Source organism: Enterobacter cloacae complex sp. P12RS, assembly GCF_014895875.1.
GTDB classification, from domain to species: domain Bacteria; phylum Pseudomonadota; class Gammaproteobacteria; order Enterobacterales; family Enterobacteriaceae; genus Enterobacter; species Enterobacter bugandensis.
On the sequence record NZ_JADBQO010000005.1, the window covers coordinates 33,026 to 53,356 of the forward strand.

At 57.7% G+C, this 20,331-nt stretch carries 19 protein-coding genes; 14 read left to right on the forward strand and 5 right to left on the reverse strand.

Annotation, left to right across the window (positions count from 1 at the left end; translation table 11 throughout):
- The first annotated feature begins 5 nt into the window (after positions 1-5).
- From IM284_RS02080 to IM284_RS02100, 5 genes are read left to right on the forward strand one after another with little or no spacing between them, the layout of a single operon-like run.
- Positions 6-950 (forward strand): ABC transporter permease, encoded by a 945-nt coding sequence (locus IM284_RS02080; protein ID WP_047368609.1) that lies wholly within the window; start codon positions 6-8, stop codon positions 948-950.
- Complete coding sequence (locus IM284_RS02085) at positions 947-1,798, forward strand: ABC transporter permease (RefSeq protein WP_047368610.1); 852 nt, start codon at positions 947-949, stop codon at positions 1,796-1,798. The genes IM284_RS02080 and IM284_RS02085 overlap by 4 nt, the downstream gene beginning before the upstream one ends.
- A complete protein-coding gene (locus IM284_RS02090; RefSeq protein ID WP_047368611.1) occupies positions 1,795-3,402 on the forward strand; it encodes an ABC transporter ATP-binding protein in 1,608 nt (535 codons plus the stop codon). The genes IM284_RS02085 and IM284_RS02090 overlap by 4 nt, the downstream gene beginning before the upstream one ends.
- Entirely contained in the window at positions 3,399-4,388 is a 990-nt protein-coding gene (locus IM284_RS02095; RefSeq protein WP_047368612.1) for a putative FMN-dependent luciferase-like monooxygenase, read from the forward strand. Before IM284_RS02090 ends, IM284_RS02095 begins: the two co-directional genes overlap by 4 nt.
- A gap of 10 nt (positions 4,389-4,398) precedes the next feature.
- Positions 4,399-5,490, forward strand: coding sequence for an alkylhydroperoxidase domain protein (locus IM284_RS02100; protein WP_047368613.1), 1,092 nt, complete (start codon positions 4,399-4,401; stop codon positions 5,488-5,490).
- 6 nt (positions 5,491-5,496) lie between these two features.
- Here the strand turns inward: IM284_RS02100 and araJ are convergent, their stop codons facing one another.
- Positions 5,497-6,672 (reverse strand): MFS transporter AraJ, encoded by a 1,176-nt coding sequence (gene araJ / locus IM284_RS02105; protein ID WP_041909850.1) that lies wholly within the window; start codon positions 6,670-6,672, stop codon positions 5,497-5,499.
- Between the two features lie 164 nt (positions 6,673-6,836).
- Between araJ and ppk2 the strand changes: the two genes are divergently transcribed.
- The 3 genes from ppk2 to IM284_RS02120 all read left to right on the forward strand — a co-directional run bounded on the left by ppk2 (position 6,837) and on the right by IM284_RS02120 (position 8,269).
- Positions 6,837-7,655, forward strand: a complete 819-nt coding sequence (gene ppk2, locus IM284_RS02110; RefSeq protein ID WP_045630464.1) for a polyphosphate kinase 2 — start codon at positions 6,837-6,839, stop codon at positions 7,653-7,655.
- A 102-nt stretch (positions 7,656-7,757) separates the two neighbouring features.
- Positions 7,758-7,946, forward strand: coding sequence for a type II toxin-antitoxin system CcdA family antitoxin (locus IM284_RS02115; RefSeq protein WP_045260590.1), 189 nt, complete (start codon positions 7,758-7,760; stop codon positions 7,944-7,946).
- Positions 7,946-8,269 carry a CcdB family protein gene (locus tag IM284_RS02120; protein WP_047368614.1) on the forward strand — a complete coding sequence of 108 codons (324 nt, stop codon included), beginning with the start codon at positions 7,946-7,948 and terminating at the stop codon, positions 8,267-8,269. The genes IM284_RS02115 and IM284_RS02120 overlap by 1 nt, the downstream gene beginning before the upstream one ends.
- Positions 8,270-8,317: 48 nt before the next feature.
- Here IM284_RS02120 and fdnI read toward each other — a convergent pair whose 3' ends face one another.
- Genes fdnI through fdnG form a run of 3 tightly spaced genes read right to left on the reverse strand, consistent with a single transcriptional unit; the run spans position 8,318 to position 12,910 of the window.
- Positions 8,318-8,974 (reverse strand): formate dehydrogenase-N subunit gamma, encoded by a 657-nt coding sequence (gene fdnI / locus IM284_RS02125; protein ID WP_193055708.1) that lies wholly within the window; start codon positions 8,972-8,974, stop codon positions 8,318-8,320.
- Positions 8,967-9,851 carry a formate dehydrogenase subunit beta gene (gene fdxH, locus IM284_RS02130; RefSeq protein WP_047368615.1) on the reverse strand — a complete coding sequence of 295 codons (885 nt, stop codon included), beginning with the start codon at positions 9,849-9,851 and terminating at the stop codon, positions 8,967-8,969. Before fdxH ends, fdnI begins: the two co-directional genes overlap by 8 nt.
- Before the next feature lie 11 nt (positions 9,852-9,862).
- Positions 9,863-12,910 (reverse strand): formate dehydrogenase-N subunit alpha, encoded by a 3,048-nt coding sequence (fdnG, locus tag IM284_RS02135; protein WP_120247360.1) that lies wholly within the window; start codon positions 12,908-12,910, stop codon positions 9,863-9,865.
- 221 nt (positions 12,911-13,131) lie between these two features.
- On the opposite strand from fdnG, the gene yddG reads away from it, so the two are divergent.
- Both yddG and IM284_RS02145 read left to right on the forward strand, forming a co-directional pair.
- The gene (gene yddG / locus IM284_RS02140) at positions 13,132-14,010 is read left to right on the forward strand and encodes an aromatic amino acid DMT transporter YddG (protein WP_028013255.1); all 879 of its coding nucleotides are present in this window, start codon (positions 13,132-13,134) and stop codon (positions 14,008-14,010) included.
- A 476-nt stretch (positions 14,011-14,486) separates the two neighbouring features.
- Positions 14,487-15,596, forward strand: a complete 1,110-nt coding sequence (locus IM284_RS02145) for a porin OmpC (protein WP_028013256.1) — start codon at positions 14,487-14,489, stop codon at positions 15,594-15,596.
- Positions 15,597-15,651: 55 nt separating this feature from the next.
- On the opposite strand, the gene IM284_RS02150 is transcribed toward IM284_RS02145, so the two are convergent.
- Positions 15,652-16,596 (reverse strand): LysR substrate-binding domain-containing protein, encoded by a 945-nt coding sequence (locus IM284_RS02150; RefSeq protein WP_047368617.1) that lies wholly within the window; start codon positions 16,594-16,596, stop codon positions 15,652-15,654.
- Between the two features lie 170 nt (positions 16,597-16,766).
- Between IM284_RS02150 and IM284_RS02155 the strand changes: the two genes are divergently transcribed.
- Genes IM284_RS02155 through IM284_RS02170 form a run of 4 tightly spaced genes read left to right on the forward strand, consistent with a single transcriptional unit; the run spans position 16,767 to position 20,308 of the window.
- Positions 16,767-17,717 carry a branched-chain amino acid ABC transporter permease gene (locus tag IM284_RS02155; RefSeq protein ID WP_047368618.1) on the forward strand — a complete coding sequence of 317 codons (951 nt, stop codon included), beginning with the start codon at positions 16,767-16,769 and terminating at the stop codon, positions 17,715-17,717.
- 8 nt (positions 17,718-17,725) lie between these two features.
- Positions 17,726-18,832 carry a branched-chain amino acid ABC transporter permease gene (locus tag IM284_RS02160; RefSeq protein ID WP_047368619.1) on the forward strand — a complete coding sequence of 369 codons (1,107 nt, stop codon included), beginning with the start codon at positions 17,726-17,728 and terminating at the stop codon, positions 18,830-18,832.
- Positions 18,829-19,596 carry an ABC transporter ATP-binding protein gene (locus tag IM284_RS02165; protein WP_028013260.1) on the forward strand — a complete coding sequence of 256 codons (768 nt, stop codon included), beginning with the start codon at positions 18,829-18,831 and terminating at the stop codon, positions 19,594-19,596. Before IM284_RS02160 ends, IM284_RS02165 begins: the two co-directional genes overlap by 4 nt.
- Complete coding sequence (locus IM284_RS02170; RefSeq protein WP_047368620.1) at positions 19,589-20,308, forward strand: ABC transporter ATP-binding protein; 720 nt, start codon at positions 19,589-19,591, stop codon at positions 20,306-20,308. The genes IM284_RS02165 and IM284_RS02170 overlap by 8 nt, the downstream gene beginning before the upstream one ends.
- Positions 20,309-20,331 lie beyond the last annotated feature (23 nt).

A 20,331-nucleotide genomic window follows, 5' to 3' on the forward strand; every position in this document is an offset into this window, starting at 1 on the left:
TGACGATGCGCCACGCACTTCTTCAACGTCTTGGGCACGGGCTGCTGGTGCTGTGGGCCGCCTTTACCCTCTCGTTCGTGTTGCTCCAGGTGCTGCCTGGCGACGCGGTGCTGATTAAATTTCAGAACCCGGACCTGGGCCTAAGCCCGGCGCAAATCGAGGAGATGCGCGTGGCCTACGGCGCGGACAGCCCACTGTGGCAGCAATACGGCCACACGCTGCTGGCGATGCTGCGCGGAGATTTCGGCTATTCATTACAGGCAGGGGTGCCGGTCAGCGAGCTGATTGCCAGCAATCTGCCGGATACCCTGAGCCTCGCCCTGCCCGCTTTTTTACTCGCGGTCCTGTTGGCGTTTGCGCTGGCCTTTGCGTCGCGTCTGCCGGGTCTGCGCTGGCTGAGTAATACCCTTCAGTCTCTGCCGGTCCTGTTTATCTCCTTACCCACGTTCTGGCTGGGGATTGCCCTTATCCAGCTCTTTTCTTTCCAGCTGCGGCTGATCCCGGTGATTAACCCGACGCCGCTGCAGGGGCTGATCCTGCCGATCGTCACCGTCGCGATCCCGATCTCCGCCCCGCTGGCGCAAATTCTGATGCGCAGCCTGGACCAGGTTGCGACGCAGCCGTTTGTCGCCGTCGCCCGCGCCAAAGGGCTGAGTGAAACCGCCGTCCTGTGGCGCCACGTCACCGGCAACGCGCTGCTGCCGGTACTCAATATTGCCGGGCTGCTGCTGGGCGAACTGATTGCCGGGGCGCTGATCACCGAAACCGTATTTGGCCGCAGCGGGCTCGGGCAGCTGACCCAGCAGGCGGTGAACAACCAGGACATCGCCGTGCTTCAGGCGGTGGTGATGATTTCCGCTCTCGGTTTTGTCCTGATCAATCTGCTGGTGGACCTGCTGATGCCGCTGCTGGATCCCCGTCTGCAAACCGTTACCGGAGGTGCATCATGAGCCTGGTCGATTACGCTGCCGCCGCGCGAAAACGCGTTCCCGGCTGGCAGGGCGTCGTGTGGCAGCCGGGACTGTGGCTGGCGTGGGCGGTGATTATTCTCGCGATTTTTGCTGCCGTAGCCCCCGGCCTGTTAACCCACTACAGCCCGATTGAGGGCATCGCCGGGGCACAACGCCTGGCACCGCAGGCGGGCCACTGGCTCGGCACCGATCAGCTTGGCCGCGATGTTTACACCCGCATTGTGTATGGTGCGTCCCACTCCCTGAGCGCAGCGCTCGCTGCCGTCACGATGGGGCTGGTGGTGGGCACCGGTCTGGGGGTGATCGCCGGCGCGTTCGCTGGACGCGTCGAATCTTTCCTGATGCGTTTTGTCGATGTGCTGTTGTCCATTCCGTCTCTGCTGCTCTCGCTGACGGTCATTATTCTGCTCGGGTTTGGCACCGTTAACGCCGCCATTGCCGTCGGCGTGGCCTCCATCGCCAGCTTCGCCCGCCTCGCGCGCGGTGAAGTGGTGCGTATCCGCCATACGGATTATGTCGAGGCGGCGTTTGGCAGCGGCGGGACGTTCGTAGCGGTCCTGTGGCGACACATCCTGCCCAACGCCTTAACCGCCGTTCTCGCCTTTGCCACGCTGCAGTTTGGTCAGGCCATTCTGGCCCTCTCCACGCTGAGCTTTCTCGGCTACGGCACCCCGCCGCCCGTTCCGGAATGGGGCTTATTGATTGCCGAAGGCCGTAACTATCTCTCTACCGCCTGGTGGTTAACCACCTTCCCCGGCGTGGTCGTCATCGCCGTCGTGCTTGCCACCAACCGTATCAGCCAGCAGTTCAGCGGAGGCCTGAAATGACCGTACTCTCGGTAGAAAACCTGACCATCAGCTACCGTACCGCGCGCCAGTGGCGCGAGGTGGTGCATAACGTCAGCTTCACCCTCCGGCGGGGGGAAATGCTGGCGTTTGTCGGTGAATCTGGCTCAGGCAAAACCACCACGGCACAGGCGATCATTGGTCTGCTGGCGGATAACGCCCGACGCGATGCCGGGAAAATCGTGCTCAACGGCGAGGAGATTAGCCGGTGGTCAGCGAAGCGTCTCGATACCCTTCGCGGCGCGCGAATCAGCCTGGTTCCGCAGGATCCGGGTAATTCACTCAACCCGGTTAAGACGATCGGCGTACAGGTCGGGGAAATTATTCAGCAGCACCAAAAGGTAACGGCACTCCAGCGCGACGCGCAGGTGCTCGCCCTGCTGACAAAGGTCGGCCTGAGCCATCCCGAACAGCGCATGAAGCAGTATCCGCATCAGCTCTCCGGCGGGATGAAACAGCGCGTGCTGATTGCCATCGCCATTGCCCTGCGCCCGGACGTGATCGTCGCCGATGAGCCCACCAGCGCGCTGGACGTGACGGTGCAAAAACGCATTCTCGATCTGCTGGATATCCTGCGTCGGGAATCGGGTACTGCGGTTCTGTTTGTCACCCACGATCTGGCGCTGGCTGCCCAGCGCGCGGACAGGCTGCTGGTGTTTCGCAACGGCGAGGTTCAGGAGCACGGCGACACCGCCGACATTGTCCGCACGCCGCAGCACGCCTACACCCGCCAGCTGTTGAGCGATCTCCTGGGCCAGCGCCTGACCATCGCCCCGGTAGCTGGCCTTCCGCTGGCGTCACCGGCCATTCGCGCCCGCGCCATCAGCAAACGGTTCTCGCTGGGCAAAGGTCATCACCTTCAGGCGCTGGATCGGGTGACGTTTGACGTCAGGCGCGGCAGCACGCATGCGCTGGTCGGGGAATCCGGCTCCGGGAAAACCACCCTCGCCCGTATTTTGCTGGGTTTTGAACAGGCGGACAGCGGACAGGTCATTATTGATGATATTGATGCCACCGACCTCAGCCGCGAGGCCCGTCGTCAGCTGCGCCAGAAGATCCAGTTTGTCTACCAGAACCCGTTCGCCTCTCTCGACCCGCGTCAAACCCTGTTTGACATCATCGAAGAGCCGCTGAAGAACTTTGCTCGCCTCAGCAAGGCGGAGCGCAAGCTCCGTGTAGAGACCGTGGCGCAGCGGGTTGCCCTGCCCGTTGAACTCCTGACCCGCACCGCAAGGGAGCTTTCAGGCGGGCAGCGCCAGCGCGTAGCCATCGCCCGGGCGCTGATTCTGGAGCCGACTATTCTGGTGCTGGACGAGGCCACCTCCGCGCTGGACGTCACCGTACAAGCGCAGATTCTGGCTCTGCTTCAGCAGTTACAGCAGCAGCTGGGATTGACCTACCTCTTTATCACGCACGATCTCTCTATCGTCCGCCGGATCGCCCACAGCGTCACGGTGCTGCGCAGCGGTCAGGTGGTCGAACACGGTGACGTCGAGACCTTATTCACGTCACCACAGAACGACTATACCCGCGAGCTGATTGCCGCCATTCCCCATTTTTCACCCGCTACGGAGGAGTTCGCATGACGCGAAAACGCCTGGGATTTTTCACCCGCCTGCTTGACGACGCCACGCCGAAGGAGCGCTATCGTCTGGCAACCGAACAGATCCGCCACGCCGAACGCCACGGTTTTGACAGCGCCTGGATTGCCCAGCACCACTTCCACGAAAGTGAAGGCGGCCTGCCGTCGCCGCTGCTGTTCCTGGCCCACGTTGCGGCGCATACCGAAACCATCCGCCTGGGGACGGCCATCATTACCCTGCCGATGGAAAACCCGCTGCGCGTGGCGGAAGATGCGGCGGTGCTGGATTTACTCGCCGATGGTCGTCTCGAAGTCGGTTTTGGTTCGGGCGGCACGCCGACCTCTTTCCTGCCGTTTGGACTGACGTTTGAACAGCGCGGCGCGGCCTTTGCTGACCATTTGCATGTGATCCAGAGCGCCTGGCGCGGGGATTCGCTCACCCATCCGGATAACCACCTTTATCCGCCAGCGCCACAGCTGGCTGAACGGATCTGGATTGCCACCTTTTCCGTCGACGGTGCCGTTCGCGCCGCGCGGGCCGGACACGGTTTGATGCTCTCCCGCACGCAGCCGCGCCCGGCAGACCAGTTGGATTTGACGCTCGACGCGATCCAGAACCCGATTGTGGATGCCTACCTTGAGGCACTGCCCGCCGGTATCGCACCGCGCATTCTGGCCTCCCGTACGGCATTCGTCGCCGACAGCGATGACTACGCGCTGAAGGTCGCCACGCCGGGTCTCACCAGGCAGGCCCAGCAGCATCGCGCCGCTGGACATACGGTTAAAGGTGACACTGTCACAGATTTCCGTCGCCAGTTCGACGCCCATATCGGTTCGCCAGATACGGTACTGCGTTCACTGCATGCGGACTCCGTTCTCAGGCGCGCCACGGATATCTCGTTCCAGGTTCATTCGGTCGAGCCCACCCATCGCGACACGCTGCGATCCATCGAACTGATCGCCGAACATATTGCCCCCCACATCCTTTGAGGAGACACCTATGTCATTAAGTCAGGACATTCTCGCCGAGCTGGCGGAAATTAAACCCGGTTCCCCTCTGGCAGAGGCGCGCGCCACGCGGGACGCCGCCACACGCCACGCACAGGGTAGCTACGAAATCTTATTTACCCAGCAGGATAGCGATTTTGCGCTGGACGAGCGGTTCGCCGTCGCGGCAAAAGTCGCCAGGTGGCACAACGCGGAGGCGCTGGCCGCGCACTATGCGGGGTTTGGCCTGGCCGACCCCACATCCGAACGCCTGACCCCGGCGCTGCACTTCGCGCGCCTGCTGACGTTCTCTCCCGTCGAAGCCACGCCGTCCGCGTTGACGGCGCTGACCCGCGCGGGCTGGAGCAAGGAAGGCATTGTTACCCTGGCGCAGCTTGTTGCGTTTGTCAGCTTTCAGAGCCGACTCGTCGCCGGGCTGCGGCTGCTAAATGACAAGCCGGTGGTGGCAAGCGATGCGCCGGTGGCGGCAGGCATCTGGCATACAACCGCAACCACGGTCTCCGGGAAGACGGCTCCCGTCGCGTTCACCCAGCAGGAGCTGGGCTGGGAGCCGTGGATCGACGCCAAACCGCTGGCGGACTTCCATGATGACGAGGTTGCCGTTCTGGCAAAATTTGGCCATACCGATTCCGACTACTTCCGCCTGCTGGGGCGCAACCTGCCGGTGCTTGAACAGCGCACGCTAACTGATAAAGGAATTTTTTATACGCCGGGGGGATTGCCGCGCGCCGAGCGCGAGCTGGCCGCAACGGTAACCAGTAAAATTAACGGCTGCATCTACTGCGCCTCTGTCCATGCGCGCAAAGCCAGCCAGCTGTCAAAGGATGACGCGGCGGTAGAGGCCCTGCTGGCCGTGCGTCCGGGACGCTCCCTGAGCGAGGGGCAATCTGCGCGCTGGCAGGCGGAAATTAATTTTGCGGCAGCGCTGTCGGTTACCCCGCCTGCCGCCACGCCGCTGCACCTCGCCGCTCTGGAAAAAGAGGGGCTGGACACCTTAGCCCAGCTGGACCTGGTGCAGTCCGCTGCGTTCTTCGCCTGGGCCAACCGCCTGATGCTGACGCTGGGTGAGCCCTGGCTTGCCTGAATACAATCAGGCTAGCGCGCGAGCGTTAGCCTGAGCCTGTCTGGCCCGCAGGTAACCGTAGATCAACAGCGCGCTCATGGCCGAGAACGAGAGGAACGCCGCAGGCAGCGTGACGTAGCGCCAGCTAAAGCCGAGGGTAATCATCATCCCACCAAAGTACGCCCCGATCGCGCTGCCGAGATTAAACGCCATCTGCCCTCCGGCCGCCCCCAGCATCTCACCGCCCTTCGCATTTTGCAGAAGCAAAATTTGCAGCGGTGCAGAGAGCGCAAACAGCCCGGCACAGCAGATAAAGCCCATCACCAGCGAGGCCGTTTTCAGTTCGCCCAGGGCGAAAAGCAGCAGCAGCGAGGCGACAATCACCATATCGGTGATGGCCGCAATGCGCAGCGGGCTAAAGCGCCCCGAGAGTTTGCCGCTCAGCAGATTGCCCAAGACCATGCCAAGGCCCATCAGCATCATGATGGCCGTCATCATCCCTTCGGAAAAGCCAGAAACGTTGACCATAAACGGCTTAACGAAGCTGAACCACGCGAACACGCCAGCATTGCCAAACATGGTGGCGGCAAAAATCAGCCAGGGTTCCGGTTTCTTCAGGAAGTGGAACTGCTCGGACAATTTGATTTCTGATTTGTCATGGATATCCGGCACCCAGAGCAGAACCGAGAGGATAACCAGCGCGTCGAACGCAGCAATCAGGAAAAAGGTATAGCGCCAGCTGAACTGGTGCCCCAGCCAGGTGCCGAGCGGGACGCCCACCAGGTTGGCCACGGTCATCCCGGCGATCATCCCGGCCACCGCGACCGTCACCTTCCCGGGTGGCGCAATTTTAGAGAGGATAATCGCCCCGACGCCAAAAATGGCCCCGTGCGGAAAACCGGAGATCAAACGCCCCAGCGCTAGCCAGAAATACGACGTAGAAAACGTAAACAGGGCATTTCCGACTGCGCACATGGCAACCAGAAACAGCAGCGTCGTTTTTAACGAGAACTTGCCGGAGAACAGCGCCACAATCGGCGCGCCAATCACCACGCCGAAGGCATAAAACGAGATCATATTCCCGGCGGAGGGAATCGAAATGCCGGTGTCGTGCGCCAGTTCGGTTAACACCCCCATAATGCCAAATTCAGCCATACCCAGGCCAAATGTGCCAAGCGCCAACGAAAATATTGTCTTTTTCATGCCTCAACCACCGGTTAATCAATTGCGAGGGCATTATTAAATAATCTTGTATGGTGAGCCAGTTCAAATCAGCTGGCTGACACGTTAATCCATTAATTCAGGTGGATTACACTTCATAGTGCGGCCTCGCTTTTTCCACGCCGGACAACCTGAGGATGACAATCATGGGAAGCAAAAAGAAAACCCCTGTCGCTGTTGATGTCGTATCGAATGCCCCCCTTAAGACCAAAGAGTATGAAAAAGAGCTCCGCCGCCTGCACGTCGAACTGGTTAAGCTCCAGCAGTGGGTCGTCGCCAAAGGATTGAAGGTGTGCATTGTTTTTGAGGGACGCGACGGCGCCGGCAAAGGCGGCACCATTAAAGCGATCACCGAGCGCGTCAGCCCACGCGTGTTTCGCGTTGTTGCGCTTCCTGCCCCAACGGATAAAGAGAAAAGCCAGCTCTACTTCCAGCGCTATGTGCCTCACCTGCCCTCGGCGGGCGAAATCGTGATCTTCGATCGCAGCTGGTACAACCGCGCGGGCGTGGAGCGGGTGATGGGGTTCTGCACGGAGGAACAGGCGGAGAAATTTTTGGACGGCGCGCCGGTTATGGAAAAAGCGATGGTTGATGCCGGGATTATCTTGCTGAAGTACTGGCTGGAGGTGACGCCGAAAGAGCAGGAGCGGCGCCTGCGCGACCGCATTAACGATGGGCGTAAGATCTGGAAGCTGTCGCCGATGGATATTAAATCCTTTAACCTCTGGGACGAGTACACCCGCGCGCGCGACGCCATGTTTGAAGCCACTGACACCGCCTGGGCACCGTGGTTTGTCGCGCGTTCTGAAGATAAAAAACGCGTGCGTCTGAATATTATTTCGCATCTGCTTTCGCAGATCCCGTATAAAGAAATTCACGTCGACAAGGTGGATTTACCGAAGCGCAAAATCGGCAAAGTTAAACCCACAAAATACCCGTTCCGGTATGTAGAGGAGCGATTCTGATATAATTGGAAGGTGGCTCGCAGAATATAGATTACCAGGGGATACAGTATTGTTTTTTGTTGGCGGCGGTTGATAATGACCGCACCAACAAAGGAGATAACGATGAAACATACCACAGAAGCAGAGCTGGGCCAGAACATCACATCGCGTAAGCCCTTGTGTCATGCAGAACAAAACTCAACCAGGCGGCGGCAGCCATCAGAAGAGGATCGTGCATTTATACGGGCAATGAATGATTTTGTGGAGAAACACGGAACCATCACTGATGATGAGTTTTTCAGGGTGCTTTAATGCTGAGACAATTTAATGTTTACCGTAATACATCTGCGGCTACACGGGACAAACTTCCCTATTATATGCTCATTCAGGATGATTGTTATGATGATCTTGCCACACGCGTAATTGTACCGCTCGCGAGAAATAATAAGTTGCCGTTATGGCAAAGCCATCTGGCTCCGGGGATAAATATCGACTTTGAAACGTTTCTGATTTATTCACCGATGATAACAAACATTAACAACAATAAAATCAACCCTAAAGACTTTGTTTGTAATTTACGCAACGCACGTCATGACGTTATAGCGGCAATTGATCGTTTATTGACTAACACATGAAGGCCCGCGCAAGCGCAGCGCCGCCGGGCAGAGCCGACGGCGCAGGTCTTACTTCATCCCTTCCGTACTTTCCTGTTTCGCCTCCAGCCGTTCCACATCACGATACCAGCGCGGGTGATGTTTCTGCGCCCAGCGGCGGCTCACCTTCCCTTCAATCATCCCTTTGATCGACCCTTTTACCCAGAACGCCATATACATATGGATCAGGATGGCATGAATCAGGATGATGGCAGACGTCGCGTGAATTAGCAGCGCGTAACGCACCACCTGGATCGGGAAGTACTGTGCAAAATACGGACGCCAGATCATCACGCCGGTCACCAGCAGCACAAAAATCATGCTCATGATGGTCCAGAACATCATCTTCTGTCCGGCATTGTATTTTCCCACCTTCGCGACTTTATGCTCGTTGCCCTTCAGGACTTCGACAATCCCTTTCACCCACGGAATGTCCTGCTTGTCCGGAATATTGTGATGGACAAAGCGCACGAACATAAACATCAGCAACACGAAAATCAGCACGCCGAAGAACGGGTGCAGAATGCGCCCCATCTGCGGCGTACCGAAGGTTTCCGTAAGCCACTGTAGCGTCGGGAAAAAGAACGAAATGCCGGATACCGCCACCAGGAAGAAGCAAATGACCACCGTCCAGTGACAGGCGCGATCGACAAATTTGGTGCGCACTATCATTTTCGACTTACTCATGATGCTCCTCCTCGTCGTCATCCACCTCTTTATTCGGCCCGATACCGATGTAGTGATAAATCAACCCCGCAAAGGTGGCGATAAAGCCCGCCGCTGAGAGCGGTTTAAGCGCCCCTTTCCACAGGTTGATGGAGGTATCGATCGCCGGCTCTTTCGGCAGGTTGTGATACAGCTCCGGCTGGTCGTTGTGATGCAGCACGTACATCACGTGCGTGCCGCCCACGCCCTGCGGGTTGTAAATGCCCGCCTTGTCGTAGCCGCGCGCTTTCAGCTTATCCACGCGCTCTTGCGCCACGTCGAGCATCTCTTTTTTGGTGCCGAAGTGGATCGCACCGGTCGGACAGGTCTTCACGCACGCAGGCTCCTGCCCGACGCTGACGCGATCGACGCACAGGGTGCATTTGTATACCCGGTTATCCTCTTTATTGAGGCGCGGGATATTAAATGGACAGCCCGCGATGCAGTAGCCGCAGCCGATGCAGTTATCCTGCTGGAAGTCGACGATCCCGTTGGCGTACTGAATTATCGCACCGGCAGACGGACACGCCTTCAGGCAACCCGGATCTTCACAGTGCATACAGCCGTCCTTGCGGATCAGCCACTCCAGCCTGCCGTTCTGGTCGGTTTCGCTAAAGCGCATCACCGTCCAGGATTTGGCGCTCAGATCCGCCGGGTTATCGTAAACCCCGACGCAGTGCCCCACCTCGTCGCGGATGTCGTTCCACTCTGAGCAGGCCACCTGGCAGGCCTTACAGCCCACGCAGGAGGAGACGTCGATAAGCTTGGCGACCTCTGCCTTATAGTCCCGCGCGCGAGGCGCGGGGGTGATCGGGTTGGTCGCGGAGCGTTTAATAATGTCTTGTGTTTCCATCGCCATTTAATCGCTCCTTACGCTTTCTCGATGTTGACCAGAAACGCTTTGTACTCCGGCGTTTGCGAGTTGGAATCGCCGACGTTTGGCGTCAGGGTGTTGGCGATATAGCCTTTCTGAGCCACCCCTTCAAAGCCCCAGTGCAGCGGAATACCGACGGTTTCCACCTGCTGGCCGTGCACGTTCAGACTTTGCAAACGACGGGTCACCACCGCCACGGCGCGAATAAAGCCGCGCTTGCTGCTTACCTTCACGCGATCGCCGTTGGCAATGCCTTTCGCCTTCGCCAGCGTTTCGCTTATCTCCACAAACTGTTCCGGCTGCGCGATGGCATTAAGCCGCGCGTGCTTGGTCCAGGTATGGAAATGCTCGGTCAGGCGGTAGGTCGTCCCCACGTACGGGAATTTGTCCTTTTTGCCTAAGCGCAGCACGTCCTCTTCGTAGATGCGCACCACCGGGCTTGAGACCACGTTCGGGTGCAGCGGGTTGGTCCCCAGCGGCGTTTCCATCGGCTCGTAGTGTTCCGGGAACGGCCCTTCTGCCAGCTTGTTGAGGGCGAACAGGCGCCCCAGCCCTTCCGGCTGCATGATGAATGGCCCGGTGTTGCTGCCCGGCGCGGCGGTGTTGTAGTCCGGAATGTCGTTCCCCGTCCACTTCGCCCCGTTCCACTGGATCAGCATCCGTTTCGGATCCCACGGCTTACCGTTCACGTCGGCGGACGCGCGGTTGTACAGCACGCGACGGTTCAGCGGCCACGCCCATGCCCAGCCCAGGGTGTTGCCCAAACCGGACGGGTCGGCATTGTCGCGGTTGGCCATCTGGTTACCCTGCTCCGTCCAGCTGCCGGTGTAGATCCAGCAGGACGATGCCGTGGTACCGTCGTCACGCAGCAACGCAAAGCTGTTCAGCAGTTGGCCTTTCTTCGCCACCAGGCTGCCGTTGGCGTCGTAGAGATCCGCCAGCGCCACGCCGTTGTTCTCTTTCGCGACTTCCTCAGACTCAGGACGATCCGGCTGCTTGTAGTGCCAGCTCATCTTCAGCAGCGGCTCAGCGCCTTTGCCGCCTTCGGTGCGGTACATTTCGCGCAGACGATGATAAATGCCGGCCAGGATTTCGCCGTCGTTACGCGCTTCGCCCGGTGCGTCCTGCCCTTTCCAGTGCCATTGCAGCCAGCGGCCGGAGTTGGCAATAGAGCCGTCCTCTTCCGCAAAGCAGGTAGATGGCAGGCGGAACACTTCGGTCTGAATCGACGCCGGATCGACATCGTTAGATTCCCCGTGGTTCTGCCAGAAGGTGGAGGTCTCGGTCACCAGCGGATCGATAACCACCATGTACTTCAGCTTGCTGAGGCTGCGAACGACTTTGTTTTTATCCGGGAATGACGCCACTGGGTTAAAGCCCTGGCAGATATAACCGGTGACGTCGCCCTTATCCATCATGTTGAAATACTTAATGACGTCATAAGCCTGATCCCACTTCGGCAGCCACTCAAAGCCCCAGTCGTTCTCCTTCTGCGCCGCGTCGCCGTAGAAGGATTTCATCAGGCTGACGTAGAACTTCGGATAGTTGCTCCAGTAGTTCACCTGGTCCGGCAGCGTTGCTTTTGGCGTATTAGCTTCAAGATACGCTTGCAGACTGGCCTGCTTTTCCGACGGCAGCGTCAGGTAGCCCGGCAGGCTGGTGGAGAGCAGACCGAGATCGGTTAAGCCCTGAATGTTAGAGTGGCCGCGAAGGGCGTTCACGCCGCCACCGGCCATTCCCATGTTGCCGAGCAGCAGCTGGATCATCGCCATGGTACGGATGTTCTGCGCGCCCACGGTGTGCTGCGTCCAGCCCAGCGCATACAGGAACGTGGTGGTTCTGTCAGCGGCGCTGGTGGAGGCCAGCACCTCGCACACCTTCAGGAAGTCCGCTTTCGGCGTGCCGCAGATGTTCTCCACCACGTCCGGCGTATAGCGGGAAACGTGCTGCTTCAGCAGGTTCCACACGCAGCGCGGATGCGCCAGCGTTTCATCCCGCATCGCATAGCCGTTTTCATCGAACTGATAGTTCCAGGACGTTTTGTCGTACTGGCGTTTTTCAGCGTCATAGCCGCTGAACAGCCCGTCATCGAAGGCAAAATCATCCCGCACCAACAGGTTCGCGTTGGTGTAATGCTTAACGTAGTCCGCGTTAATTTTGTTGTTTTCGATCAGGTACAGCAGAACCCCGGAGAGGAACGTAATGTCCGTACCGGAGCGGATTGGCGCATAGATATCGGCCACCGATGCCGTACGCGTAAAGCGCGGATCGACGACGATGAGCGTCGCATCGTTGTTGTTTTTCGCTTCCATCGCCCAGCGGAAACCCACCGGATGGGCTTCAGCGGCGTTACCGCCCATCACCACCACGACGTTGGCGTTTTTAATATCAACCCAGTGGTTGGTCATCGCACCGCGACCAAATGTTGGAGCAAGACTTGCTACCGTTGGTCCGTGTCAGACGCGCGCCTGGTTGTCTACCGCCAGCATGCCGAGAGAGCGCACAAATTTTTGCGTCAGCATGCCGGTTTCATTACTTGCCGCAGATGCGCACAGCATCCCGGTAGAGAGCCAGCGGTTGACCGTCACGCCCTGCTCGTTCTTTTCAATAAAGTTGGCGTCACGGTCGGCTTTCATCAGTTTTGCAATACGGGAGAACGCCTCATCCCAGGAGATGCGCTGCCATTTGTCGGAGCCCGGCGCGCGGTATTCCGGGTAGCGGAGGCGGTTTTCGCTGTGGACATAGTCCAGCAGTCCCGCCCCTTTCGGGCACAGCGCCCCACGGCTCACCGGATGATCCGGATCCCCTTCAATATGGTAAATCGCTTCTCTGGCGTTTTTCGCGCCATCGCCCAGGCTATACATCAATAGCCCACAACCCACGGAGCAGTATGTGCAGGTGTTACGGATCTCTTTCGCACGCAGCAGCTTATAGTTGCGTGCCTGAGCCAGCGCCATTTTGGGAGCAAATCCCAGCATTGCGGCTGTGGTTCCGGCCATACCGCCCGCGCAGATTTTGAAAAATTGTCTGCGGCTGACGTCCATTGTTGTCCTCGTTATCTGATAAGACTTCGCGCCGCAAACTAACATTAAAGCCCCTGTTTTTTTTGCGTCAAATCAAGGTCGCCTGACGTCGCCCCCTTAATAGTCACCGCTGCCGCGTTTGAATACCCCTTAAGGGTTAAACACGTAAGAGAATAATTCGCGACAGGGTCAGAATTAATGCTATACATTTTCCCTTTGATTTTATTAGCGATGAAAACGTAATGGACAGAAAGAGAGCAACGCTCACGGGGCTGGCGGCGATACTGCTATGGAGCACAATGGTGGGCCTGATTCGCAGCGTAAGCGAGGGGCTGGGGCCGGTCGGCGGCGCGGCGATGATTTACACCCTCAGCGGGTTATTGTGCCTGGTAACGGTAGGATTTCCTGATATTAAACGTTTTTCACCCGGGTATCTTATTGCAGGCAGCGTACTGTTTGTCAGTTACGAAATTTGTCTGGCGCTGTCGTTAGGCTATGCCGCCACACGAGCGCAGGCCATAGAAGTCGGTATGGTTAATTATCTCTGGCCGAGCCTGACGATCGTCTTTGCTATTTTATTCAACGGACAGAAATCAACGCTGTGGGTCGTCCCCGGTTTAGCTATCGCTCTGCTCGGCGTGTGTTGGGTATTAGGAGGTGAGCAAGGATTACACATTGATGAAATAATCCGCAATGTCGTCTCTAATCCCCTTAGCTATACGCTTGCTTTTGCCGGAGCATTTATCTGGGCCGCCTACTGCACCGTAACCGCCAAATTTGCCAAAGGGCAAAACGGTATTACCCTCTTTGTTTTGCTCACTGCGCTGAGCCTGTGGGTGAAATATACCATTAGCGATCAGCCAGAAATGGTGTTCAGCTTTCCGGTTATCGTGAAGCTCGTTATGTGCGGCATTGCGCTTGGGTTTGGCTATGCGGCATGGAATATTGGCATTCTGCACGGTAACGTCACGGTGCTGGCTGCCGTATCCTATTTTACTCCCGTGCTCTCCGCCGCGCTTGCAGCCGTGCTGCTAAGCTCACCCCTCTCTTTTTCGTTCTGGCAGGGCGCGCTGATGGTCTGCGCCGGGTCATTGCTCTGCTGGTACGCTACACGAAAATAGGGTTCAGATTTATGCCGGGTTCGATTAAATCCGGCATAAAAATTAACATAAATTTAATATGTGATCACATCGTAATATATTAATCAGAACATTAGTGCATTTGTTGATGTTCTGTTTATATTAGCTTCCTTCGTCAATTCCGCCGACATCAAATTGACATAACCTGACACCGCTGCGTAACTACTTCCCTGCGAATATTACCGCTATTAATAACACGAAATGCAATAATATTCGCCATCATCGTTGCCAAAAAAATAAACTCATTCTGATTAAATAATCGCCACAAAATTTTATTCAGCCGTCGTTAATCCGATCTCGATCACACTAAATGAAATTATTACTCATATTTTGAAACTTATTATTGAAAGACAACTACAAGATTTTTAAAAATAGCACGCCGTTGACGAACAGCCTCGTTTAGAAATCGTTCGCGATGGTTCAGGAAATACTGAAAAAAATTATAAGGAATATTTAAGATGAAACTTAAATTAGTTGCAGTGGCAGTCACTTCCATGTTGGCAGCAGGCGTTGTAAACGCAGCTGAGATTTATAACAAAGACGGTAACAAGCTGGATCTGTACGGTAAAGTGACAGGTCTGCACTATTTCTCTGATGACGCAGGCGCAGACGGTGATAAAACCTACATGCGTATCGGCTTCAAGGGTGAAACCCAGGTTAACGACCAGCTGTCCGGTTACGGCCAATGGGAATACCAGATTCAGGGTAACAAGGACGAAGGCGACAACCAGTCCTGGACCCGTGTGGCCTTCGCAGGTCTGAAGTTCGCTGAAGCCGGTTCATTCGATTACGGTCGTAACTACGGCGTGATTTACGACGTGACCTCCTGGACCGACGTTCTGCCAGAATTCGGCGGTGACACCTACGGTGCCGACAACTTCCTGCAGTCTCGTGCAAACGGCGTGGCAACTTACCGTAACCAGGACTTCTTCGGTCTGGTTGACGGCCTGAACTTTGCCCTGCAGTACCAGGGTAAAAACGGCAGCGTAAGCGGTGAAAACACCAACGGCCGCAGCCTGCTGAACCAGAACGGCGACGGCTACGGTGCGTCCCTGACTTACGATCTGGGTGAAGGCTTCAGCGTCGGTGGTGCAATGTCTTCCTCTCGCCGTACCGCTGACCAGAATGCGGCTGGCGTATACGGTGAAGGCGACCGCGCTGAAGTGTACAGCGGCGGCGTGAAGTACGACGCGAACAACGTTTACCTCGCGGCGCAGTACTCTCAGACCTATAACGCAACCCGTTTCGGCACCTCTAACGGTAACCGCAGCGACATCTACGGCTTTGCAAACAAGGCGCAAAACTTCGAAGTTGTGGCTCAGTATCAGTTCGACTTTGGCCTGCGTCCATCCATCGCTTACCTGCAGTCTAAAGGTAAAGACATCGAGAACTTCGGCGACCAGGATCTGGTTAAATACATTGATGTCGGCACCACCTACTATTTTAACAAAAACATGTCCACCTACGTGGATTACAAAATCAACCTGCTGGACGACAACCAGTTCACTCGCCAGGCAGGTATCGGTACCGACAACATCGTGGCGCTGGGTCTGACCTACCAGTTCTAAAATCTTGTCTGTCAAAAAGCCAGCGTAACACGCTGGCTTTTTTTATCTTCCGCTTTTACCCGACAGACAACTCCCCGCCTGCCGCCCGACGCAGCCAGGTTTGCAGCAGCTTGCCGTCTTCGGTCATCTCTGAATCTGAACGCACGCAGAGGTAATAATCGCGCCCGTCATCAATCGGTAAGTCAAATATCTTGACCAGCTCGCCGCTCTCCAGATATGGCGCAATCAGCGGCTCACGCATGAGCGCACATCCCAGCCCGGCCTGAACGCCCGCCAGCGTCAACAGCCCGTCTTCAAACAGCGGGCCGCTGCGCCGGAGTGGACGTTTTACCCCCTGCAACAAAAACCACTGCGTCCAGCTCGTACGCTCTTCATCGTGCAGCAACGGCATTTGCAGCAGCTGTTCAGGCGTGTCGATATGGCCATGAACGCGCAAAAACGCGCGGCTGCACACCGGCACCATCTGGCCGGAAATCAGCTTTTCACTCTGATACCCCGCCCACTGCCCGTTACCAAAACGAATCGACATATCCGACGCGTCGCTCAGATAGTTACGGTGGTTGGCATACACCACGTTGATCTCGGTTTGGGGATTGGCGCGCATGAACGCAGGCAAGCGCGGGATAAACCACCCCATACCAAAAAGCGGAATCAGGCTGATGGTGACCTGACGCGTTTGCGCCTGCTCCGCCAGGTGCTCCGTCGCCTGGCGCAACACGTTAAAGGCCGCACGGATCGAGCGGTAATATTCCCGCCCGTGCTGGCTCAGCACCAGCCTGCGTCCCTGACGTTCCGTGAGCGGCATTTGCAGGTATCCTTCGAGCACCTTGAGCTGATGGCTGACGGCCGACGGAGAGATATCCAGCTCCTGCGCGGCCAGCGTGACGCTCCCCAGCCTGGCGATGGCCTCGAATGCACGTACGGCCCGAAGCGGCGGATCGTTTGCCAGGCGGCTCTCTGCAAACGCCGTCAGGCTCACCAATTGTTCTGTTTTATTCATATGTTGATTTCTTTAGGCTTTTTACCCAAAAGCAGGCATTAACTATTTTCATTTAAATCATAAACATAAAACAATATTTATTTATCATAAGAAATAATAGATGCGTATTTTACAATTTAATTCATTTATTGGATGGTAGCCGCAGAACGAGCACTTTGCGGGAACAGACGTTGGATACACTCATACAACAACTGATCAACGGTGTGATGCTGGGAAGCATCTACGCGCTGATCGCGCTGGGCTATACCATGGTGTATGGCATTTTGCGCATTATTAACTTTGCCCACGGCGATATTCTGATGGTCGGCGCGCTCACCACGCTCTCCGCCATTAACGCCCTGAATACCACCTTCCCGCATATGCCGCTGCTGTTGCAGCTCGGCGTTGCCCTGATGATTGCCATGGCCGTGTGCGCCCTACTGGCCATGGCCGTGGAGCGCTTTGCCTACCGTCGACTGCGCAACGCTCCGCGCCTGGCGCCGCTGATCTCGGGTATCGGCGTCTCCGTCCTGCTGCAAACCGTGGCGATGATTATCTGGACGCGCAACCCGCTGATGTTTCCGCAGATCTTGCCCATGGATCCGATTACCGTGACGTCAGGAAGTGAAATGCACCCTCCCGCCATCGTGACCGTTACCGGTATTGTCACCGTGGCGCTGGCGCTGGCGGTGATGACCGGGCTTTGGCTGCTGGTGGAATACACCCGCCTGGGGCGCGGCATGCGCGCCGTGGCGGAAAACCCGCGCGTGGCCACGCTGATGGGGGTTAACCCAAACGCCATTATCACCCTGACGTTTGCCATTGGCGGGGCGTTTGCCGCGCTGGCAGGCGTAATGATGGCCAGCAACTACGGTAACGCCAGCTTCTCGATGGGCTTTTTACCCGGGATCAAGGCCTTTACCGCCGCCGTGCTGGGGGGCATTGGCAACATTCGGGGTGCCATGATTGGCGGCATCCTGCTCGGCATTATCGAAGCGCTGGGCGCAGGCTACCTGGGTGAACTGACCCACGGTGTATTTGGCAGCAACTATCAGGATGTCTTTGCCTTTATGGTGCTGATCCTGGTGCTGGTCTTCCGTCCGGCTGGCCTGCTGGGCGAGCGCGTAGCGCACAGGGCGTAAGGAATACCATGACAACACTTCAAATTCAGGCCCCGGCGACGACGCGCAAATTCTGGTCAGGCATGAGCCTGTTCTGCCTCGCGCTGCTGATTGCACCCGTGGTGGCCACACAGCTCGGCGGCAACTACTGGGTGCGCGTTATCGACTTCGCCCTGCTCTACATCATGCTGGCGCTCGGGCTCAATATTGTGGTCGGCTATACCGGCCTGCTGGACATGGGCTTTATCGCCTTTTACGCCGTCGGCGCCTACCTCGCGGCACTGATGGCCTCCCCACACCTGCTGGAGGTGTTTCCGATCCTCAGCGTCTGGTTCCCGGACGGGCTGCACACCTCGTATCTGCTTATTATTCCGCTGGCGGCCCTCGTGGCGGCAGTCTGCGGGATTTTACTCGGTGCGCCCACGCTGAAGCTGCGCGGGGACTACCTGGCGATAGTGACCCTCGGCTTTGGCGAAATTATCCGCATCCTGATGCGCAACCTCGACCGTCCGGTAAACATCACCAACGGCGCAAAGGGCATTACCGGGGTGGATACGCTGAACCTGTTCGGCCTGAAGTTTAGCGGCGTCTACCACTGGTTTGGTTTCAAAGTGCCCGCCCTGTGGCTGTGGTACTACCTGCTGATGCTGGTGATTGTAGCGATTATTTTTGTCTGCCTGCGCCTGCAGCATTCCCGTATTGGCCGCGCCTGGCACGCCATCCGCGAGGATGAAGACGTGGCCCGCGCGATGGGCATCAACGTGCGTAACTATAAGCTGCTCGCCTTTGCGATGGGCGCCTCCTTTGGCGGCATAGCAGGTGCGCTGTTCGGCGCGTTTCAGGGCTTTGTCTCCCCGGAATCCTTCACCTTACAGGAATCGATTGCCGTACTGGCGATGGTGGTGCTGGGCGGTATGGGGCACATACCGGGCGTGATCCTGGGCGCGGTACTGCTTACCGCCCTGCCGGAACTGCTGCGCAGCCAGGCAGCGCCGGTTCAGCAGGCGCTGTTCGGTACGGTACTGATTGACCCGGAAGTGCTGCGCCAGCTGTTTTACGGTCTGGCACTGGTGCTGGTCATGCTGGTGCGCCCGTCAGGCCTCTGGCCGGTACGCCACAAGGAGGTGAAGGCATGAGCCTGTTAACCGTACGCAACATGTCAAAACGCTTCGGCGGGCTGACTGCCGTAGATGACGTTTCGATTACCGTCAACAGAGGGGAAATCTACGGGCTGATTGGCCCCAACGGCGCGGGAAAAACCACCTGCTTTAACCTGATCACCGGGCTTTATCCGGCGGACAGCGGTGAGTTTTCGATTGCCGATAAGCCCTACTTCCCAAAGCACATAGAGAAAGTCACCGCCGCCGGGATTGCCCGCACCTTCCAGAACGTGCGCCTCTTCAACGAGATGTCGGTGCTGGAAAACGTGATGGTGGGCCGCCACGTGCGCACCCGTAACGGCCTGTGGGCCGCGCTGAGCCGCCATAAACGCGCCCGCGAGGAAGAGAAGCAGACCCGCGAACTGGCCTGGCACTGGCTGGACTATACCGGCATTGCGCAGTTCGCCCACTATCGCGCCTGCGATCTGGCCTATGGTCATCAGCGTCGCCTTGAAATCGCCCGCGCGCTGGCGACGGATCCGCTGCTGCTGGCGCTGGACGAGCCCGCCGCAGGAATGAACGCGGCGGAAAAAGTGGCGCTCGGCGAGCTGCTCATCCGCATCCGCGATGACGGCAAAACCCTGCTGATGATTGAACATGACGTCAAGCTGGTGATGGGCATCTGCGATCGCCTGACGGTGCTTGATTACGGTAAAACGCTCGCCAGCGGTACGCCGGAAAGCGTGCGGCGCGACCCGGCAGTGATCGCCGCCTGGCTTGGAGGTAACGCCCATGTCTGAATTACTGAAGGTAGAACGTCTGGACGTGCATTACGGCGGGATTCAGGCCGTACGCGATGTCTCCTTTACCCTGCACGAGGGCGAACAGGCTACGCTGATCGGCGCTAACGGCGCGGGGAAAAGCTCCACCGTGCGCGCCATTACCGGGCTGGAAAGCTTTAGCGGCAGTATTGAATTCAACGGTAAGCCGGTCCGTAAACAGAGCCCGGAGACCCTGCTTCGCGACGGGCTGGTCATGGTCCCGGAGGGCCGCGGGATCTTCTCCCGCATGACGGTACTGGAAAACCTGCAGATGGGCGCCTGGCTCAGACGTGACACTGTCACCGTTAAGCTCGAGATGAACGAGATTTTCGAACGCTTCCCGCGTCTGGGCGAGCGCCAGCATCAGCTTGCCGGGCTGCTGTCCGGCGGCGAGCAACAGCTGCTGGCCCTGAACCGCGCCCTCCTCAGCCGCCCGCGCCTGCTGATCCTCGACGAGCCGTCGATGGGCCTTGCCCCGAAGATGGTCGAGAACATATTTGCCGTTATTGCCGGGCTGCGCGAGCGCGGCGTCGCCCTGCTGCTTATCGAACAAAACGCCCGGCTCGCGCTGGAAGTGACCGACAGCGCGTGGGTGATGGACAGCGGCAGCATTGTTCATCATGGCGAATCGACAGCACTGCTTCACGACGACCAGATTGCACACATTTATTTGGGCGAAATGCCCGTTTAACCACACCAGCCAACATCAGGGAA

Bases quoted from the DNA above. Each gene is read 5' to 3' on its own strand.
- IM284_RS02080 (WP_047368609.1), top strand. From the start codon at position 6: ATGCGCCACGCACTTCTTCAACGTCTTGGGCACGGGCTGCTGGTGCTG.
- IM284_RS02085 (WP_047368610.1), top strand. From the start codon at position 947: ATGAGCCTGGTCGATTACGCTGCCGCCGCGCGAAAACGCGTTCCCGGC.
- IM284_RS02090 (WP_047368611.1), top strand. From the start codon at position 1,795: ATGACCGTACTCTCGGTAGAAAACCTGACCATCAGCTACCGTACCGCG.
- IM284_RS02095 (WP_047368612.1), top strand. From the start codon at position 3,399: ATGACGCGAAAACGCCTGGGATTTTTCACCCGCCTGCTTGACGACGCC.
- IM284_RS02100 (WP_047368613.1), top strand. From the start codon at position 4,399: ATGTCATTAAGTCAGGACATTCTCGCCGAGCTGGCGGAAATTAAACCC.
- araJ (WP_041909850.1), bottom strand. From the start codon at position 6,672: ATGAAAAAGACAATATTTTCGTTGGCGCTTGGCACATTTGGCCTGGGT.
- ppk2 (WP_045630464.1), top strand. From the start codon at position 6,837: ATGGGAAGCAAAAAGAAAACCCCTGTCGCTGTTGATGTCGTATCGAAT.
- IM284_RS02115 (WP_045260590.1), top strand. From the start codon at position 7,758: ATGAAACATACCACAGAAGCAGAGCTGGGCCAGAACATCACATCGCGT.
- IM284_RS02120 (WP_047368614.1), top strand. From the start codon at position 7,946: ATGCTGAGACAATTTAATGTTTACCGTAATACATCTGCGGCTACACGG.
- fdnI (WP_193055708.1), bottom strand. From the start codon at position 8,974: ATGAGTAAGTCGAAAATGATAGTGCGCACCAAATTTGTCGATCGCGCC.
- fdxH (WP_047368615.1), bottom strand. From the start codon at position 9,851: ATGGCGATGGAAACACAAGACATTATTAAACGCTCCGCGACCAACCCG.
- yddG (WP_028013255.1), top strand. From the start codon at position 13,132: ATGGACAGAAAGAGAGCAACGCTCACGGGGCTGGCGGCGATACTGCTA.
- IM284_RS02145 (WP_028013256.1), top strand. From the start codon at position 14,487: ATGAAACTTAAATTAGTTGCAGTGGCAGTCACTTCCATGTTGGCAGCA.
- IM284_RS02150 (WP_047368617.1), bottom strand. From the start codon at position 16,596: ATGAATAAAACAGAACAATTGGTGAGCCTGACGGCGTTTGCAGAGAGC.
- IM284_RS02160 (WP_047368619.1), top strand. From the start codon at position 17,726: ATGACAACACTTCAAATTCAGGCCCCGGCGACGACGCGCAAATTCTGG.
- IM284_RS02165 (WP_028013260.1), top strand. From the start codon at position 18,829: ATGAGCCTGTTAACCGTACGCAACATGTCAAAACGCTTCGGCGGGCTG.
- IM284_RS02170 (WP_047368620.1), top strand. From the start codon at position 19,589: ATGTCTGAATTACTGAAGGTAGAACGTCTGGACGTGCATTACGGCGGG.